This window comes from Rhodanobacter sp. DHB23, assembly GCF_014842975.1.
In the GTDB taxonomy this organism is placed as follows: Bacteria; Pseudomonadota; Gammaproteobacteria; order Xanthomonadales; family Rhodanobacteraceae; genus Rhodanobacter_A.
The window spans coordinates 1-17,894 of record NZ_JACYXK010000010.1 but is presented as its reverse complement, the minus strand read 5'-3'; the positions used below and the strand labels follow the sequence as shown (position 1 = coordinate 17,894).

17 protein-coding genes are annotated in these 17,894 nt (G+C 68.6%); 8 read left to right on the top strand and 9 right to left on the bottom strand.

Going from position 1 to position 17,894, the window contains the following annotated elements:
* Window positions 1-122: 122 nt before the first annotated feature.
* From IHE47_RS00170 to IHE47_RS00145, 6 genes are all read right to left on the bottom strand, one after another.
* Entirely contained in the window at window positions 123-587 is a 465-nt protein-coding gene (locus tag IHE47_RS00170; RefSeq protein WP_192102920.1) for a hypothetical protein, read from the bottom strand.
* Complete coding sequence (locus tag IHE47_RS00165) at window positions 587-1,756, bottom strand: sialidase family protein (protein WP_192102918.1); 1,170 nt, start codon at window positions 1,754-1,756, stop codon at window positions 587-589. Before IHE47_RS00165 ends, IHE47_RS00170 begins: the two co-directional genes overlap by 1 nt.
* An 82-nt stretch (window positions 1,757-1,838) precedes the next feature.
* Window positions 1,839-4,085: a TonB-dependent receptor gene (locus tag IHE47_RS00160; protein WP_192102916.1), complete on the bottom strand. Its 2,247-nt coding sequence runs from the start codon at window positions 4,083-4,085 to the stop codon at window positions 1,839-1,841.
* A gap of 101 nt (window positions 4,086-4,186) precedes the next feature.
* Window positions 4,187-4,777: a response regulator transcription factor gene (locus IHE47_RS00155; protein ID WP_192102914.1), complete on the bottom strand. Its 591-nt coding sequence runs from the start codon at window positions 4,775-4,777 to the stop codon at window positions 4,187-4,189.
* A gap of 51 nt (window positions 4,778-4,828) precedes the next feature.
* The gene (locus tag IHE47_RS00150; protein WP_192102912.1) at window positions 4,829-6,103 is read right to left on the bottom strand and encodes an ATP-binding protein; all 1,275 of its coding nucleotides are present in this window, start codon (window positions 6,101-6,103) and stop codon (window positions 4,829-4,831) included.
* A gap of 54 nt (window positions 6,104-6,157) precedes the next feature.
* Window positions 6,158-7,708 (bottom strand): oligopeptide:H+ symporter, encoded by a 1,551-nt coding sequence (locus IHE47_RS00145; RefSeq protein WP_192102910.1) that lies wholly within the window; start codon window positions 7,706-7,708, stop codon window positions 6,158-6,160.
* Window positions 7,709-7,927: 219 nt separating this feature from the next.
* Between IHE47_RS00145 and IHE47_RS00140 the strand changes: the two genes are divergently transcribed.
* Window positions 7,928-8,296 (top strand): diacylglycerol kinase, encoded by a 369-nt coding sequence (locus IHE47_RS00140; protein WP_192102908.1) that lies wholly within the window; start codon window positions 7,928-7,930, stop codon window positions 8,294-8,296.
* An 84-nt stretch (window positions 8,297-8,380) separates the two neighbouring features.
* Here IHE47_RS00140 and IHE47_RS00135 read toward each other — a convergent pair whose 3' ends face one another.
* Window positions 8,381-9,136: a sel1 repeat family protein gene (locus tag IHE47_RS00135; protein ID WP_192102906.1), complete on the bottom strand. Its 756-nt coding sequence runs from the start codon at window positions 9,134-9,136 to the stop codon at window positions 8,381-8,383.
* Between the two features lie 148 nt (window positions 9,137-9,284).
* On the opposite strand from IHE47_RS00135, the gene IHE47_RS00130 reads away from it, so the two are divergent.
* The 3 genes from IHE47_RS00130 to IHE47_RS00120 are packed head-to-tail and all read left to right on the top strand — an operon-like array spanning window position 9,285 to window position 11,299.
* A complete protein-coding gene (locus IHE47_RS00130; RefSeq protein ID WP_192102904.1) occupies window positions 9,285-9,905 on the top strand; it encodes a LemA family protein in 621 nt (206 codons plus the stop codon).
* Between the two features lies 1 nt (window position 9,906).
* A complete protein-coding gene (locus tag IHE47_RS00125; protein ID WP_225561512.1) occupies window positions 9,907-10,794 on the top strand; it encodes a TPM domain-containing protein in 888 nt (295 codons plus the stop codon).
* A gap of 1 nt (window position 10,795) precedes the next feature.
* On the top strand, window positions 10,796-11,299 hold the full coding sequence (locus IHE47_RS00120) for a TPM domain-containing protein (RefSeq protein ID WP_192102903.1): 504 nt from the start codon (window positions 10,796-10,798) through the stop codon (window positions 11,297-11,299).
* Window positions 11,300-11,344: 45 nt separating this feature from the next.
* Here IHE47_RS00120 and IHE47_RS00115 read toward each other — a convergent pair whose 3' ends face one another.
* The gene (locus IHE47_RS00115; protein WP_192102901.1) at window positions 11,345-13,297 is read right to left on the bottom strand and encodes a S9 family peptidase; all 1,953 of its coding nucleotides are present in this window, start codon (window positions 13,295-13,297) and stop codon (window positions 11,345-11,347) included.
* A 152-nt stretch (window positions 13,298-13,449) separates the two neighbouring features.
* Here IHE47_RS00115 and lgt point away from each other — a divergent pair, with 152 nt between their 5' ends.
* Both lgt and IHE47_RS00105 read left to right on the top strand, forming a co-directional pair.
* Window positions 13,450-14,352, top strand: coding sequence for a prolipoprotein diacylglyceryl transferase (lgt, locus tag IHE47_RS00110; protein ID WP_192102924.1), 903 nt, complete (start codon window positions 13,450-13,452; stop codon window positions 14,350-14,352).
* The gene (locus IHE47_RS00105; protein WP_192102899.1) at window positions 14,349-15,143 is read left to right on the top strand and encodes a thymidylate synthase; all 795 of its coding nucleotides are present in this window, start codon (window positions 14,349-14,351) and stop codon (window positions 15,141-15,143) included. Before lgt ends, IHE47_RS00105 begins: the two co-directional genes overlap by 4 nt.
* Here the strand turns inward: IHE47_RS00105 and IHE47_RS00100 are convergent.
* Entirely contained in the window at window positions 15,121-16,146 is a 1,026-nt protein-coding gene (locus tag IHE47_RS00100) for a hypothetical protein (RefSeq protein ID WP_192102897.1), read from the bottom strand. The genes IHE47_RS00105 and IHE47_RS00100 overlap by 23 nt on opposite strands.
* Before the next feature lie 103 nt (window positions 16,147-16,249).
* Between IHE47_RS00100 and IHE47_RS00095 the strand changes: the two genes are divergently transcribed.
* Together IHE47_RS00095 and IHE47_RS00090 are read left to right on the top strand one after the other, a co-directional pair.
* Window positions 16,250-16,738, top strand: coding sequence for a dihydrofolate reductase (locus IHE47_RS00095; protein ID WP_192102895.1), 489 nt, complete (start codon window positions 16,250-16,252; stop codon window positions 16,736-16,738).
* A gap of 28 nt (window positions 16,739-16,766) precedes the next feature.
* Window positions 16,767-17,720 carry a Nudix family hydrolase gene (locus tag IHE47_RS00090; RefSeq protein ID WP_225561511.1) on the top strand — a complete coding sequence of 318 codons (954 nt, stop codon included), beginning with the start codon at window positions 16,767-16,769 and terminating at the stop codon, window positions 17,718-17,720.
* Window positions 17,721-17,894: the final 174 nt, after the last annotated feature.

The following is a 17,894-nucleotide window of genomic DNA, read 5'->3' as shown; positions in this document are numbered from 1 at the left end:
GCGGCAAGTGCGCCAAGGTCGCCATCACCGCCTGTATGCGCGTCCTCCTCACCCGCCTCAACGCCATGGCGCGTGACCGCGCTGAATGGAGAACGCCGATGGCGGAGTGAAGACAGTTGCTCCTACAGATGCGTCTGCAGTTGCGCCGTGGCGAGTGCTCCGCTGATGCCTTGCCGGCTGCCGTCGGCCCGGATGATCTCGGTGCGCGGCGTCTCGCCACCCCAGTCCGGATCGATCAGGAAATCGAGGCGCCCGGGCGAGGCCTCGGTGTAGGCGCGTGCGGGATAGCCGTCCATGTGCGCGGCCTTGAGCCGCGCCGCGATCGCCGCGCCTTGCGCAACGCTGTCGGTGGCCACGGTGACGAGTTCGGTGTCGTGCGGATGCGCGCGCTGCCACTTCGCCAGCACCTGCATGTTCGCCTCGCAATAGGCGCAATCCAGCGACCAGATCGCCACGATGCGCACGCCATGCGCAGGCGGCTTGAGCAGCGCCGGCACGTCGGCGGCGGCAAGCGGCACGAGCGTGCCGGCGCGTGCGAAGGCCGGCAGCGCCAGCAGGAGCAGGGCAACGAGGAAGGGGCGGCGCATCAGCGTGCCCCGAGCGGAACCAGGCGGAAGCCGTCCGCGGTGTTCCACGCGACGAAGGCCTGGCCCTGTTGCACGAGCAGTTGCGGCGAACCCACGGCGGCGGTGGAGGTGGCGACGGTGCGTGCCGCGTCGAAGTGCAGGCCGCCGTCGGTGGACACGCGCGACACCAGCGCGTAGCCGTTCGCATCCGCCTGGTTCCATGCCAGCCACACGGTCTTGCCGTGCACGGCCACGTCGGCGTGGCCGGCGCCGGGGCCGGCGAGTTTCAGCACATGCTGCGGCGGATGGCCGGGGTCGAGCTGGCCGTACCGGATCGCGGGGCCGTGGCTGGCCTCGTACCACACGGCGTGGCGCGTGCCGGCGTCGTCGACGGCGAGGCCGGGGCCCTGTTCCGGGCAGGCGGCGATGTGCCAGTCGCTGAAAGTGGCGCGCCCGGCATGCACGGGGCCGCCGTCGGTGGGCAGCGGGGCGTAGGCGTGGTCGCGGATGTTGTCGCCGAACACGCCGCGGAAGAACGCGGCGACCTCGCCGTCCGGCGTGCGCGCCAGCGCGATGCGGCAGCACTCGCAGCTGTTGTCCATCACCTTGCGCTCGGGCACGAAGGTCCGGCCTTCGTCGCCGGACCAGCTGTAGTAGACGGCGGCACCGAGGTAGGGCTTGCCCTTGGCCTTCGCCGCTTCAAGATCGCGCTTGTCGATCCAGGCGAGCAGCACGCGGCCCTGACCGTCCACGGCCAGGGCGTCGAAGCGATGGGTGATCTCGGCGGCGTCGTGGTGCACGGTGACCGGTGCGGAGAAATGTGCGCCATCGTCCAGCGAACGGGCGAAGCGCACGAAGCCCGTCCACGGTTTCGCGCGCGGCTGCGACCAGCTCACGTACAACTCGCCCCTGGGGCCGAACGCGATCTTCGGCCGGTTCTCGCCGGAGTCGTAGATCGGCTCGGCGACGGCATTGACGTCCACCGGCGCGCTCAGCGTCTTGCCGAGGTCGTCGGAGTGACGCAGGCGCACATGACCGTTCGCCGCATCCACCACCCACAGGCGGCCATGCGCGTCGAACGCGGCGCTGGCGCCGAGTCCGGGGCCGTTCGACATGTGCATGCCGGGCATGTCGTGGGCGGCGACGGTGAAGCAGAACAGGCAGAGCAGGGCGGGGATCAGTTTGCGCATGGTGGATCGTGGTGTTGGATTCGTCGTAGGAGCGGCCTTCTGCCCGGCCTCTCCCGCAGGTGGGAGAGGGAGGAAGCGGTGGCTACAGCTCCCAGCGCAGCTCGCCAAACCAGGTGCGGCCGGCGTAGGGATGGTAGACCCAGTAGTGCTCGTTGGTGAGGTTGTCCACGCCCAGCGAGGCCGTCCATTGTGGCGCGAAACGCCAGCGCAGCTTCGCGTCGAGCACGGTGAAGCTGCTGACGGCGCCGTAGGTGTCGAGGGTGTCGTTGTTGTTCAGGCTGCTGTACTGGCGGCCGGAGCGGCGCACGCCCAGCGAGGCGTTCCAGCTCGGCGCGAAGCGCCAGTCGGCGAACAGCGTGGCGCGCAGGCGCGGGATGCGCGGGAAATCCTTGCCGTCGGCTGCCGGATATTGCCAGTCACGCAGGGTGGTCGCCTGGTTCCACGCGGCGCTGGCGCTGAGGTCCAATCCACGCATCCAGACATCGGCGAGCACCAATTCGCCCTCGACGCCGCGCGTGCGCACGCTGGCGATGTTCTGCACGCTGGTGACCGGCACCGGCAGGGTGATATCGGTCTGCGTGTACAGCGTGTCGGCCACGCGGTCCTGGTACAGCGACACGCGCCAGTGGCCCTGCGGCAGGCTGCGGATCAGGCTGAGGTCGGTGGACCAGTCGCGTTCCGGCTGCAGGTTCGGGTTGTTGTTGACGATGGCACCGTTCGAGATCGAGCCCTGGAACAGCTCCTCGACGGTGGGGTAGCGCACGGCCTTGCCGAAGGACAGGCGCAGTTGCCAATCGTCGGCCACGTCCCAGTTCAGCGAGGTCTTGGGCGAGAAGTCGCTGCGCTGGCGCGCGGGGTAGGCGAGCAGGCTGCCGGCGTTGGCGAGCAGGCCGTCGTAGGCGCGCCATTGCTCCCAGCGCAGGCCGGCGGTGAGCGACCAGGCCTGGGCGAAGCTCCACGCGTCCTGCAGGTAGAGCGCGCGCGTCTGCGTGCGCCCGGCGTAGGCGCTGATCGGCGCGCCGTCGGCCGGGCCCAGCCAGTCGCTGGCGGCCTGCACGTGCGAGTCGAGCACGTAGCGGTCGAGGTGCGCGCCGGCGTACAGCATGTTCGCGTCACCCAGCGGGCCGGAGCTGCGCAGGTCGACGGTGCTCCAGCCGGAACCGCCCATGTCGGCCACCGAGCCGGGGCCGCCGTAGGCGCTGGACGGCGATGAAGTTGTGGCATCGTGCTGCAGGTCGTGCTGGTAGTCGTAGCGGCTGGCCACGGCTTCCCAGCGCCAGTCGTTGTCGAAACGGCCGTCGAGCTCGGCGCCGTACAGCACGTGGGTCTGGTCGTAGGAACTCGGCGCAAGGCCGCTGGCGGGCAAGCTCCAGAGCTGCCCGTCGGCGAGGATGCTGCCGGTGTAGACCGGCTGGCCGGCGGCATTGCGGATCAGGCTGCGGGTGGCGTCGAAGGCATCGTTGTGCCACCAACCGAGGGTGAACAACGCGTTGACGTGGTCGGTGATGTCCACGCCCAACTGCAGGTTGGCCTGGGTCTGTTTGGTGTGCTCGATGGTGTTGGCGCCGTAGACCAGCCGCGGCGTGCCGTTGGGGTTGCGGTCCAGCGTGGCGCCGTCCACCGGCACCGCACCGGCCGCATTGCCGCCGGCCTGCGCGGTGGCGTACTGCATCGGCTGGCCGTGGTTGTCGAGCTGGTTGAGCGAGAGCAGCCAGCGCCAGCGACCCTGCTTGTCGCCGAGCACGCCGGCGAGGCGATGGCCGTCGTAGTGGCCGCTCGTGCCGTAGCGGTCGCCGAAGTCCTGGCTGAAATATTGCGAGTCGACGCTGGCGATCAGCTTGTCGGGCAGGCGGGTGTGGATCAGCACCGTGACGCCCATCGCGTTGCCGGGGTACAGCGCGGAATAGGGGCCGTACAGCACGTCCACCGCGCCGATTTCCTCGGCAGGCACCATGCCCCAGCGCGGCGCGCCGTCCCAGCCGTTGTCCATCAGGTCGGAGAGCAGCAGACCATCGGCGTAGAGCAGGCTGCGCGCGCTCTGCAGGGTGCCGCTGTCGCGGCCGCCGAGGGTGGCGTTGGGGTCGCCGATGTAGCGTTCGCGTACCTGCAGGTTGGGCGCGTAGCGCACCACGTCGGCGCTGCCGACGATGTTCTGCTGTTGCAGCTGCTTGCGGTCGATGTGCACCTTCACGCTGGGCGTGTCGATCACGGCGCTGTCGCTGGCATGCACCTGCACGGGCGACAGGGTGGTGGCCTGCGGCGGCTCGTCGGCAAGCGCCGGGGCGCCCGCGGCGCACAGCAACAGGGCGATGGGGAGTCGGGGGTTCAAGCGGAAACTCTGGACCAGGGTCAAGGCTTGCCAGCTTAGACGCCTTTCATGACGGCGCCAGATGGCGCGTTGTCGCAGTCACGGAGCCGTTGGACAGGCGCTCAGTCGCTGCCGCCGGGCCGTTCGCGCACCGGGTGCTTGCCCAGCTTGCGCTGCAGGGTGCGGCGGTGCATGCCGAGGCGGCGCGCGGTTTCGGAGATGTTGCCGTTGCACTCGGTGAGCACGCGCTGGATGTGTTCCCACTCCAACCGGCGCAGCGCCAACGGCGCCTCGGGGGCGTCCGGCACGTCCTCGTCGTCGCTATCCGCGTGGCCGTCGCCGTCGAGCAGGGCGCGCACCACGGCGTCGGCGTCCACCGGCTTGGCGAGGTAGTCGTGCGCGCCGCGCTTGATCGCCTCCACCGCGGTGGCGATCGAGGCGTAGCCGGTGAGCAGCAGGATGCGCATGTCCGGCACCAGCGCATGCAACTCGGGGATCAGCCGCAGGCCGTTCTCGTCGCCCAGCTTCAGGTCGAGCACGCAATAGCGCGGCTGGTGCTGGCGGGTCAATGCGCGCGCGTCGCCGGGGTTGGTGGTCGCGATCACTTCGAAGCCGCGCGAGGCCAGGGCACGGCCCAGCACGCGCACGAAGGTGGCGTCGTCGTCCACCAGCAGCAGCGGATGCGCGGTGGCGGATGCGGTGGACTCGTTCATGTGCGTATTTTCGCCGCAGGCGGCGCCGGCCGCACGCGGCGCGGGTGCGGCTCAATGCCGCAAGACGGCCGCCAGCGGCAGGCGCAGGCACACCATCGCGCCATCGCCGGTATTGCGCGCCAGCAATTCCCCGTGCAGGCGCTCGGCGGTGGCTTCGGCGAGGGTGAGGCCGATGCCGAGACCGGCCTGCTTCTGCGTGTGGCCCAGTTGTGCATTGCCCTCGGTGCTGGCGAAGCCGGGGCCGCGGTCGAACACCGCGAACTGCAGCCAGTCGCCTGCGCGCGCCACCTGCAGCAGCACTTCGCGCGAGTCGTGCTCGGCGGAGGCGTCGGCGGCGTTGTGGAGCAGGTTCAGCAGGGCGTGGCGAAGGCCGGGCGGCACGTGCAACGGCACGTGCGCGAGGTCTTCGTCCAGCTGCAGTTGCAGTTCCGCCTCGGGGCGCAGCAACTGGAAGCGTTCGGCGCAGCCGTGCAGGAACTGCGCCATGTCCAGCCGCTCGGGCTCCTGCGAGAGCTGCGCCTGGCCGAACGCCACCATCTCGCGCAGGATGTCGCGGCAACGGTCCACCTGGCCTTCGAGCAGGCTGAGGTCCTCGGCCAGCGCGGCGTCGTCGGCGTGCTCGCGGCGCAGTTCCGGCAGCAGCGTGCGCATGGTGGAAAGCGGCGTGTTGAGCTCGTGCGCCGCGCCCGCCGCCTGCGTGGCGATGGCGAGGATGCCCTCGTCGCGCAGGGCGCGCTCGTGCGCGCGCTGCATCGCCAGCTGCTGCATGCGCAGCGCGCGCGCCAGCCGGTTGATGAAGAAGCCGAGCAGCAGGGCGGTGACCACGAAGTTCACGCCCATGCCGACCACGTGCAGCCCGAAGCCGTCGTCGTGCATGCTGTCCAGCATCGGCAGCGGCACGTGCCAGCGCATCAGCAGCAGGTACGCGGTGCCGGCGATGGCGGCCACCGCGAGCGTGGTGCGGATCGACAGCGCGGCGGCGGACAGCGCGATCGGCACCACCAGCAGGGTGGCGAAGGGGTTGCTGCCGCCGCCGGTGAAGTACAGCAGCGCGCCCAGCACCAGCGTGTCCACGCAGATGTGGGCGATCGTCTCCGCCTCGTGCATCGGCCACGGCTGGCGCAGCCGCCAGGCGGCCAGCACCGAGAACACCGAGAGCAGGCCGATGCAGGCCAGCAGCGGCAGCAGCGGTATCGGCAGCCGCAGCCACAGCGCGCAGACCAGCACGGCGATGCTCTGCCCGCCGATCGCGCACAGGCGCAACCAGGCCAGCGTGCGCGCCAGCGCGAACGGTCCGATGCGGTTCTTGAGGGAGCGATGCGGCATGCGATGCCGTCCGGTGCCGCCGATCCGCCGCATGCGGCGGACCGGCGGGGTGGATCAGGGCGTGTCGAATTCCTCGCTGCGCACGGCGGGCAGCGGCTCGTGCTGGGCAGCCACGCCGGCGTGGCTGGTCGACAGCTTCTTCATCAGCGGCAGCACGGCCAGTGCGATCACGGTGCAACCCACGCCGACCATGCCGAGCTTGTTGAACAGATTGGTGTAGATGTCCAGCGACTGCACCGGGTCGGTGAGGCCCTCGGGGATGTGCGCGTAGTTGGCCACCACGCTGCCGAGGTACTGCGAGATGCCCGAGGCCACGAAGTAGGCGCCCATCATGAAGCCGCCCATGCGCTCCGGCACGTAGCGGGCGATCATCGCCAGGCCGAGGCCGGACACCAGCAGTTCGCCCAGCGAGTACAGGCCGTAGCCCCACACCATGATCCACGAGGACACCTGGCCGTTCACCGCCCAGTGCGCGCCGACGCCGTAGACGAAGAAGCCGGCGGCTACCGCGGCGAAGCCCCAGGCGAATTTGGCGGCGATCGAGATGTCCTTGCCGATGCGGCCGAGGCCGTTGTAGATGAACACTAGGACGGGGCTCAGCAGCACGATCCAGATCGCGTTGAGGTTCTGGAACTGCTCGGGGATCCAGTTGAACAGGTGGATGCCGAACACGTCGAACGACAGGTTCACGTTCTTCTGCGCGAACAGGTTCAGCGAGGTGGACATCTGCTGGTAGAAGATGAAGAAGAAGATCGTCTGCACCACCAGCACCAGCGCGGCGATCAGGCCGGCGCGCTCGTCGCGGTGGCTGGAGGAGATCAGGTAGCCGAAGATGCACAGCAGCACCACGCCGGCGGCGTACACGCAGATGCGCGCCACCGTCTCGCTGTGCAGGATGAAGGCGGATACGAACACCAGCGCCACGGCGGCGCCCAGCACGCCGGCGAGGCGTTTCAGGTTCACCGGCTCGTGGTCTGCGGGCGAGCCGATGTGCTTCAGCGTACGGCTCATCAGCGCGTAGTTGGCCAGACCCAGCAGCAGGCCGATGGCGCACACGCCGAACGCGGTGTGCCAGCCCCATTCGTCGCTGTAGTGCTGGCCCACGTAGTCGCGGATCCACGGCGTCAGCGTCATCGAGATCATCGAGCCGACGTTCACCGCCATGTAGTAGATGGTGAAGGCGCTGTCGATCTTGCTGTCGTCGCCCTCGTAGATCTTGCGCACCAGGTTGCCGGCGTTCGGCTTGAACAGGCCGTTGCCGACGATGATCACGCCCAGCGCGAAGTACAGGAAGTTGGCGTTGTCGGTGGGAATCCACAGCAATGCATAGCCCAGCATCAGCACCATCGCGCCGATGCGCATGGTGCGGCGGGTGCCGACCAGCTTGTCGCCAACCCAGCCGCCGATCGCCGGCGTCACGTAGATCAGTGCCGCCGCCGCGCCCCACACCAGGTTCGCCTTGGTGTCGACGAAGCCCAGCTTCTTCATCATGTAGGTGACCATCAGCACCTGCATGCCGTAGAAGCCGAAGCGCTCCCACATCTCGATCAGGAATACGGTGCTGAACGACCGTGTTTGCGAAACGGATGGATTCTGGATTGCCATGCAACGGTTCCGTGCTGAGGAGTACAACGGCCGCGCAAGCGCGACCGGCGAGTCGCGGCGCCGGACGACACCACAACCGCCGAAGCGTACCCCATCCGTCGCGCCCGCTTCGTTGCAGCGCAATATCCGGCGTGCCGTCGCGCGAGCGCGGGACCGGCCTGTGGCATCATTGCCGTTTGCCCCGCGCTGCGGGCATCACTCGCCGGAGACTCGCTTCCCATGCCAGGCCACGGATTCCGCGGCGACCCGCGCCAACTCTGGAAGGCCTTCCGCTGGTCGATGCTGGGCCTGCGTGCGGGCTGGCGGCACGAGGCTTCGTTCCGGCTGGAAGCCATGCTGGCGGTGGTGCTGATCCCGCTGGGCCTGTGGCTGGGGCAGGGGGCGCTGGAGAAGCTCGCCCTGGTGGGGCCGGCCTTCCTGGTGCTGTCGGCCGAGCTGCTCAATTCCGCGGTCGAAGCGGTGGTGGACAAGGTCAGTCCGGAATTCCACGAGCTGGCCGGCCGCGCCAAGGACATGGGCTCGGCGGCGGTGTTCCTGCTGCTGGTGCTGATGGTGCTGAGCTGGGGGCTGGTGCTGGGCTTGCGCTGACTGCACTGCCGCCCCTCCATGCATGGAAGGGCGGCCCCTGCATTTTTGCAATGCCCGACCAGCGTGGCGGGGCTTGCCCCACAGCTATTGCAGCTTGCCCACGGTGACGGTGCCGGTCATTTCGGCATCGCGCTCCTTGAAGTATTCCGCGGGATCCCAGTACCACTTGGCGTCGGCGAGGTTGCCGCAACCGGTCATCGGCAGGCCGGCGATGGTGTTGGCGCCGCAGGCGGGCATCGGGCCGTCGTGGAAAAGTTCGGCGGGCGTGATGCTGGCGATCGGGCCGATCTGCGCGCCGAGATAGGAGCCGGTGAGGTGGGTCATGTCCCAGCGCATGTGCTTGATCATGCGCGGCTTCGCGCTGGCGTCGCCGTACTCGGGATAGAGCTGCTCCACCAGTGCCTTCGCCTGTTCGCGCTGGGCGGCATCGAGCCCGGCCCACACGGCATCGCGGGTGGCCAGGAACTTCGGGTATTTGCGTTCCGCGGCGAGGGCGATCCACGCGAAGGCGGCCACCGGATCCTTCTTCACGCCTTCGCCGTTGAGATACATCAGGCCGATGCTCATCTGCGAGAGCTTGTCGGCGAAGCGTGCGCCGACCAGGAAATACTTCATCGCCGCCTGGTAGTCGCCGGCGGCGTAGTGCTGCATGCCGGCGAATTCGCCTTCCAGGTCCGGGTGGCCATAGGTGGGGGTGTTGCCCATCGCGTCCAGCAGGTCCCGCGATGGCTTGTCCTGCATGTCCTCGGGCGGTGCGGCGTGCTGCTGTCGTGCGTTCGCCGCGGTGGCGGCCAGCAGGCCGATTCCCAGGCTGGCGATCCGGCAAATCCATGGTTTCATGACGGTCTCCTTGACGTCCTGCTGGATGCGGGCAATGCGCGTGCCCGATGCCGGCCAGCCTACTCGCGGGCGCGTTCGCAGGAAAGTGCGATTGCGCCGGGGACTGGCGGATGCTGCAATGGCGCCTTCACCGGAACGGAGACTCCTCATGAAACTGCTGCGCAATCTCGTGCTGTTGCTGCTCGCCATCGGCCTCGGCGGCTGCGGCTACAACGCCATGCAGCGCCAGGACGAGGCGGTCAAGAACGCATGGTCGGAAGTGCTCAACCAGTACCAGCGTCGCGCCGACCTGGTGCCGAACCTGGTCGCCACGGTGAAGGGTTATGCCCAGCACGAGGAGAAGGTGTTCACCGAAGTGGCCGACGCGCGCGCCAGGGTGGGCAGCATCCAGGTGACGCCGGAGCTGGCGAACGATCCGCAGGCGCTGGCGAAGTTCCAGTCGGCGCAGGGCCAGCTCGGCAATGCGCTGTCGCGCCTGATGGTGGTGAGCGAGAACTATCCGACGCTCAAGGCCGACGGCCTGTTCCAGAACCTGCAGGCGCAGTTGGAGGGCACCGAGAACCGCATCACCGTGGCGCGCCAGCGCTACATCGAGTCGGTGCAGCAGTACAACACGCTGATCCGCACCTTCCCCAACAACCTCACCGCCAAGATGTTCGGCTACACCGTGAAGCCGAACTTCAGCGTGCAGAACGAGCAGGCGATCTCCACCGCGCCCACGGTCGATTTCGGCGGCCCTGCGCCGGCGAACGCCGCCTCGGCGCATTGAAATGATGCCTCGCCGCCCGCGGGCGCCGTGGACATGGTTGCTGGCAGTCGCGCTGCTGCTGCCGGCCCTGCTGCACGCCGACGCCGCCGTGCCGAAGCTGGCGCGGCACGTCACCGACCTCTCCGGCACGCTCAGTGCGCAGCAGGTGGACCAGCTTGACGCGCAGTTGGTGGCGCTGGAGAAGTCCAAGGGCGCGCAACTGGTGGTGCTGATGGTGGGCAGCACCCGGCCGCAGGACATCGACGCCTACTCGCTGGACGTGTCGATGGCGAACAAGGTGGGCCGCAAGGGCATCGACGACGGCGTGCTGCTGCTCATCGCCAAGGATGACCGCCAGGTGCGCATCGAGGTGGGTGCAGGGCTGGAAGGGGCGATCCCCGACGCGGCCGCGGCACGCATCATCCGCGAATACCTCGCGCCGAAATTCCGCAGCGGCGATTACTACGGCGGCATCAGCGACGCCACGGGTGCGCTCACCCAGTTGATCGACGGCGAGCCCTTGCCGCCACCGGTACAGGGTGCTTCGCACGAGCGACGTGGCCTGGATCTCGACAGCCTGCTCGGCGTCGGATTCTTCGCGTGGATCTTCCTGCGTGGCGTGCTGGGCCGCACGCACGCCTTCGTGCGCGCGCCGCTGGGCGGCCTGGTCATCGGCGGCCTGTTCTGGCTGATGGCTTCCGTGGGCATGGGCATTTTCGGCGGCATCGTGGGTGGGCTCCTGATGCTGCTGCCTGCCGGTGCCGGCCGCTCGATCGGCGGTGGCGGCTGGGGCGGTTTCGGTGGCTGGGGTGGTGGTGGCTTCGGTGGCGGCGGCGGTTTCGGCGGCGGTGGCGGGTTCAGTGGTGGCGGCGGCAGCTTCAACGGCGGCGGCGCCTCGGGGAGCTGGTGAGATGGGCCGCCTGCAGCGTCTCCTGGTGAACCTCGGCGAAGGCTGGTTCCGGTTGCACCGGCGCTTTCCTTCCAGCCTCCTCGACGAGATCGCCACGGCGGTCGGCGCAGGCGAGCGCAGGCATCTGGGCGAGGTCCGCCTTGCCGTGGAGTCGCGGCTGTCGCCGCTGGCCGTGCTTGCCGGGCTGGACTCGGCCGCGCGCGCCAGGCAGGTGTTCGGGCAACTGCGGGTGTGGGATACCGAACACAACAGCGGCGTACTGGTCTACGTGCTGCTGGCCGAGCGCCGCATCGAGATCGTCGCGGACCGCGGCATTGCCCGCCACGTCTCGCCCGGCGAATGGGGTGCGGTGTGCGGGCACATGCGGGAGGCCTACGCGCGCGGCCAGTGGCGCGAGGGCAGCCTGCGCGGCATCGAGGCCGTGCACGCCTTGCTGGAGCGCCACTTCCCCGCCGACGGGAAGCCGCGGCAGGACGAACTGCCGGACCGGCCGGTGCTGCTCTGACGCTTGCCGCGCCCGTCATGGGCGCGGCAAGGAGCGGTGCCGGATTCAGGGCGCCGTGGCGCCCGGGCCGATGTACTTGGCCAGGAACGCCTGCATCAGGTTCAGGCGGTCCACGTTGTTGGCCTCCGTGTAGAAGCCGTGGCCTTCGCCGGACTTGCTCATCCATTCGTAGGGCTTGTGCGCGGCATCCAGCGCGGCGCGCATGGCCTTGGCCTGGGCGAACGGCGCGCGTTCGTCGGCCTCGCCGTGGATCAGCAGCACGGGTACGTCGATCTGCTCGGCCAGCTTGTCGGGCGAGTTCGCCGCCAGCGCCGCGTCGTCCTTGCCGATCACCGCGGTGAGGTAGTTCTTGCCGAAGGTGTCCGAACCGATGCTGCCCTTCTTGTACATCATCGCCAGGTCGTAGACGCCGGCGTAGCCGATCGCGCACTTGAACAGCTTCGGTGCGCGGATCGTCGACATCAGTGCCGAGTAGCCGCCGAAGCTGCCGCCGTACACGCAGACCCGGTCCGGATCGGCGTATTGCTGCTGCTCCGCCCACTTCACGCCGTCGATCAGGTCCTGCTGGATGCGCGTGCCCCATTTCAGGTAGCCGGCCTGCTGGAAGTCCATGCCGCGGCCGTCGGAACCGCGGTAGTTCACCTGCAGCACCAGGTAGCCGCGGCTGGCGAGGAACTGCGCGTCGCCGTCGAAGAACCAGTCGTCGCTGACGCCGTGCGGGCCGCCGTGCGGCAGCAGCACCATCGGCAGGTGGCTCATCGGCACGCCATTGGGCATGGTGAGGATGGCTTCCAGCTCCACGCCGTCGCTGGCCTTGAAGCGCATCGGCACGCGCTCGGCCATCTTCGCCGGGTCGATCCACGGCGCCGCCGCAAACAGCTTGACCACCTTGTAGTGCTCGGTGTCGATCAGGTACCAGGTGCCCGGGTCGCGATCGCTGCTCACGCTGAACAGCAGCTCGCGGCCGTCCTCGCTGAAGTTGATGAAGTCGACGAACTCGCCGGGGAATTTCTGGCTGATCGCCATGTACAGCTTCGCCGCCGGAAGGTTCGGGTCGACGTAGATCGGGCGCGGCGTGCCGGTGGCGGTGATGATCGCGAACGGCTGCAGCGGCGGCGCGGTCCACTGGACGTTGTGGACGCTGCCGAAATCGTCCTTCGCCAGCACCTTGCGCCCGCTGCCGTCCAGGCGTTGCTCGATCAGGCCGGAGGGGCCGCCGTCGGCGCTGTACATGGCGTAGACGCCCTGGCCGTCGGGCGTCGTGGCGAAGGGGGCGAAGTACCTGCCTGCCTGTGCCTGGCCCAACTGGGCCCAGCGATTGCCAATGGACTGGTAGGCCACGTAGTCGAAGCTGGTGTTCGTGCCGTAGGCGAACTCCGGCTTGCCGTCGGGGCCGACCAGGAAGTCGAGCTGGCCCACGCCGATGTCCCCGATCAGGTGCCGCACGTTCTTCGTGGCGTCGACGTCGTAGAGCCGGCTGCTGTCGCCCTCGTTCCACGGATGGGCGCCGAGGTAGAAGTGGCCGTTGGCCTTCTGCGGCAGGCCATCCACCGAGCCCCAGCCATCATCCGCCTGGCGGGTGTCGCCACGGGTGCCGTAGCCGGACTGGTAGCCGAACAGGTAGTCCTGGTGCTTGCCGTCCACGTCGGTGGCGAGGATTTCGCCGGTGGCCTGGGGCTCGTCGATGGAGCCGAACTGCTTGCCCTTCTCCACGACCAGCCGGGTCGCGCTGACCCATTCCACGTCGAACGGCACTTCGTACTTGGGCATGCGCAGCATGCTGGCCGGATGGCTCATGTCGGCCACGGCGAAGATCACCACCGAGTGGTTGTCGCCGTCGTCCATGCGCAGCGCGATGTACTTGCCGTCAGGCGACAGCCGCGGCATCGACAGGTTGGCGTGCCGGGCGAATGTTTCCACTGGAATCAGGTCGGCCGCGGTGGCGGCAACCGGTACACACAGACACGCCGCGACCAGCGCGGCATGCAGCTTGCGCATCGACATCATCCTTGCTCTCCCCCTTGTGGTGTGAACCGGCGGCGGTGGATGCTCCCCTGCACCAGGGCTGACCGGTTGCCCGGCAGTGTAGCCGGCGGATCGCGGCATGTCCCGCTACACTGGCGGCCTTGTCCGACCTGATGCCGTACCGCATGACGCAGCCCTTCGTCGTCGCTATCAACCCCGTCGCCTTCCATCTCGGCCCGGTGCAGGTGCACTGGTACGGCTTGATGTACCTGGTGGGATTCTTCAGCGGCGCGCTGCTGGGCGAATACCGCCGTCGCCGGGGGCGGCTGCCGGTGACGCGCGACGCGCTGAGCGACCTGTTCTTCTACGCCATGATGGGCGTGATCGTTGGCGGGCGCATCGGCTACATGCTGTTCTATTACGCTGGCGGTCCGCGCTGGATCTGGACCGATCCGCTGGCGCTGTTCCGCGTGTGGGATGGCGGCATGAGTTTCCACGGCGGCCTGCTCGGCGTGCTGGCGGCGGGGCTGTGGTGGTCGCGCCGGCAGCGGCTGCACTTCATGGACACGGTGGATTTCGTGGCGCCGCTGGTGCCGATCGGCCTGGGCCTGGGCCGGTTGGGCAACTTCATCAACGGCGAGCTGTGGGGCAAGCCCACGCAGTTGCCGTGGGGCATGATCTTCCCCAACGCGCATGCCGAAGACGTGACCTACGTCGCCACGCACCCCGAGTGGCAGGCACAGTTGCAGCAGTTCGGCGGCCTGGTGCGGCAGCCTTCGCAACTGTACGAACTGGCGCTGGAAGGCGTGGTGATGTTCACCGTGCTGTGGCTGGTGTCGATGAAGCCGCGGCCGCGTTATCTCGTTTCCGGCCTGTTCGCGCTGATGTACGGCTGCTTCCGCTTCGCGGTGGAGTTCGTGCGCCTGCCCGACGCCCAGCTCGGCTACCTCGCCTTCGGCTGGCTCACCATGGGGCAGATCCTTTCGTTACCGCTGATCGCCGTGGGCCTGTGGCTGCTGTGGCTGTCGCGCAACGCGCCCACGCTGCGCCTGCACGAAGTGGCGATGCCGGCGAAGGACGGCCCATGAAGGCCTACCTCGACCTGCTGCGCCACGTGCTCGACCACGGCGCGGAGAAGGCCGACCGCACCGGCACCGGCACGCGCAGCGTGTTCGGCTGGCAGATGCGCTTCGACCTCGCCGAAGGCTTCCCGCTGGTCACCACCAAGAAGCTGCACCTCAAGTCCATCGTCCACGAGCTGATCTGGTTCCTGCAGGGCGACACCAACATCGCCTACCTGAAGCGGCACGGCGTCAGCATCTGGGACGAATGGGCCGATGCCGACGGCAACCTCGGTCCGGTCTACGGCAGGCAATGGCGCGCATGGCCGACCGCCGACGGGCAGGTGGTGGACCAGATCCGCTGGGTGGTGGACGAGATCAGGCGCAATCCCGATTCGCGCCGGCTGATCGTCAGCGCCTGGAACGTGGGCGAACTGCCGAAGATGGCGCTGCTGCCCTGCCACTCGCTGTTCCAGTTCTACGTGGCGGACGGCAAGCTGAGCTGCCAGCTGTACCAGCGCTCCGGCGACATCTTCCTCGGCGTGCCGTTCAACATCGCCAGCTACGCGCTGCTCACCCACATGGTGGCGCAGGTCTGCGGGCTGGGCGTCGGCGACTTCGTGCACACGCTGGGCGATGCGCACCTGTACAGCAACCACGTCGAGCAGGCGCGGCTGCAGCTGACCCGCGAGCCGCGTCCGCAGCCACGCCTGGTGCTGAATCCCGACGTGCGTGCGCTGGAGGATTTCCGCTACGAGGACATCGCCATCGAGGGCTACGACCCGTACCCGGCGATCAAGGCGCCGGTGGCGGTGTAGCTGCGGGTTTGCAGTCGCCCGCGCAACGGAACCAGACCGTTTCGCGCGGGTAGTCCAGCGTCATCACGAAGTGCCGGAAGACGTTGGCGCCCACGGCGCCCGACACGATGCGGTCCGTGTACTGGGACATTCCTCCATCCGTGGCTCCGAAATTTGCATCGGCGCGCTCGGTGAACCAGACCGGGCCAACTGTCCAGCCGGCAATTTCGACCTTCGGAACTTCGATCAGGCGCGTGGCTTGTTCAGGGCCGCCCAGATCGTCGCCTTTATCGACCACGCGCCAGTCCGGATGTGCCTTGTGCCAGCGTTCCAGCACGCTGGTGGTGATGTAACTGGCAACGCCTTCGCCATTCACGGTGGGCGTGCCGCTGGCTTTTTCGCCCGCGGCGGTGGGATGCGCAGTGGCGCCGGTATCCAGCAGCATGTCGAGCGGTCGACCGTCGACGCGGATGACGATGCGCGGCATGCCCGAGATTCGCTGCCCTGCGTCGTCGCGCCGGAAACCCAGTGCAGTTGCATGGGCCGATGCGTCGGCATGCCAGTCGGCCGCTTCCAGCGCGAGCCGGCGAGCGGGATAGTCGAATGTCCACGTGCGGCCTGGCAGGTAGCCGGAGCCGAGCTGCCCATCGGTATCGTAGTCGTCCGCGAAGACCAGCAAGGTGGCAGTTCCACCGCATGCCATCCTGGCTGGCGGAGGCAGGCCGGCGCCAGGCGTGTAGTCGGGAACGCGCGCGACCGGAATCTTTCTGCCACCGTCCGCCATGCAGGCGACGGGTGTCAGGTGCAGGCGATCCGCCGCTGCCTTGGTGAGCCAATACATGCCGCCGTCGCCGCCACCGCCGGTATCGACCAACAGCTTCAGCTTCTGCCCGTCCATCGTCTCCGGCACCGCATAGAAATGCCCCGCCTCGTACACGGTAGGCAGCACCTGCGCCACGGCGGGCATGCCGCCCTTCGGTGCAGTAGCCAGCGCCGTGGCCAGAAAGCCCATGATGATCGGCATGCTCGTCGTCTCCCTGAATGGCTACAATGGGCGGTCAGCACGGGAGGCGTAGCGCGTCGCCCGTGTACCGCCCAATTTGCCACATTCACCCCCTGGAGCACCGATGGCCATTTCGCTGATCGCCGCGCTGGACGAGAACTTCGCCATCGGCCGCAAGGGGCAACTGCCTTGGCACCTGCCCGACGACCTGCGCTGGTTCAAGCAGCTCACCCTGGGCAAGAACGTGCTGATGGGCTACAACACCGCGCTGTCCATCGGCCGTGCGTTGCCGGAGCGCACCAACTACGTGCTGTCGCACCGGCACGAGGCGCCGTTCCCCGGCCAGATCACCGTGCGCTCGCTCGACGAGGCGCAGGCGCATTGCAACTACTCCGGCCTGCTGGTGATCGGCGGCGGCCAGGTGTACCGCGAGGCCTTGCCGCAGGCGCGCCGCATGTACCTGACCTGGGTCGGCGCGGCGGTGGAGGGCGCGGACACCTTCTTCCCGGGCGTGCATTTCAGCGACTGGACCGAGGTGTCGCGCGTGCACCACAAGAAGGACGCCGAGCACGCCTACGACTTCGACATGGTCGAATACGTCCGCGGCAGCTGATCCTGCGCGCCTGTCCCGTGCTTCCCCCATGAGTGGCGCGCCGCTGCATGTGCTGGCCGGCGCGTTGCGCGACCGTGCGGGTCGCGTGCTGCTGGCCGAGCGTCCCGCCGGCAAGCATCTGGCCGGCATGTGGGAGTTCCCCGGCGGCAAGCGCGAACCCGGCGAGGCGCCGCTGGCGGCGCTGGCGCGTGAGCTGGACGAGGAGCTCGGCATCGCGCTGGTCGAGGCCGGGCCGCTGATCCGCGTGCCCTGGCGTTACCACGAGCGGGAGTTGCTGCTCGACGCGTGGTGCGTGACGCAGTGGCGCGGCGAGCCACGTCCGCTGGAAGGACAGGGCCTGCAATGGTGCCAGCCGATGCAGGTGGATCCGGCGACGCTGGCGCCCGCGGATCGCGCGATCCTGCAGGCATTGCGCCTGCCGCCGCACTACCTTGTCACGCCTGCGGATGTGTCGCCGTCGGAGCGAGCCGCATGGTTCGGACGCATCGTGTGCGCCATCGAATCCGGCGAGCGGCTGGTGCAGCTGCGCCTGCCGCTGTGGCCGCGCGAAGCCGTGCGTGAACTTGCCGCGGCGCTGCTGCCGGCGGCGCACGCGCATGATGCGCAACTGCTGCTCAATGCGGACGTGGACGGTGCGCTGGCGCTCGGTGTCGGCGTGCACCTGACGGGCGCGCAACTGGCTGCGCTCGATGCACGCCCGCTGCCGCTGCGGCAAATCGTCGGCGCCAGCTGCCACGATGCCGCGCAGCTGGCGCAGGCGCTGCAACTGGGCGTGGATTTCGCCACGCTGTCGCCGGTGGCGGTCACCGCCAGCCATCCCGATGCGGCCCCCCTGGGTTGGGATGCTTTCCAGTCGCTGGCCGAAGCCGCCGCGATGCCGGTGTATGCGCTGGGCGGGATGTCGCCGGCGCAATGGCCGCGTGCGCGCGCGGCGGGTGCGCAGGGCGTGGCGGGGATACGCGGGTTCTGGAGCGGGCTGTAGGAGCGCGCCCTGTGCGCGAATGCTCTTGGCTCTGATCGGACATCAAGGCATTCGCGCACAGGGTGCGCTTGTGTCTGCCCAAATCCGTAAAGTGGAAGCGGAGAGCGATGTGCGGCACGCCGAAGGCGCGCAGTGTTGGAAGCACGAGTAGGAGCCCGAGCGGCCGCACATCGA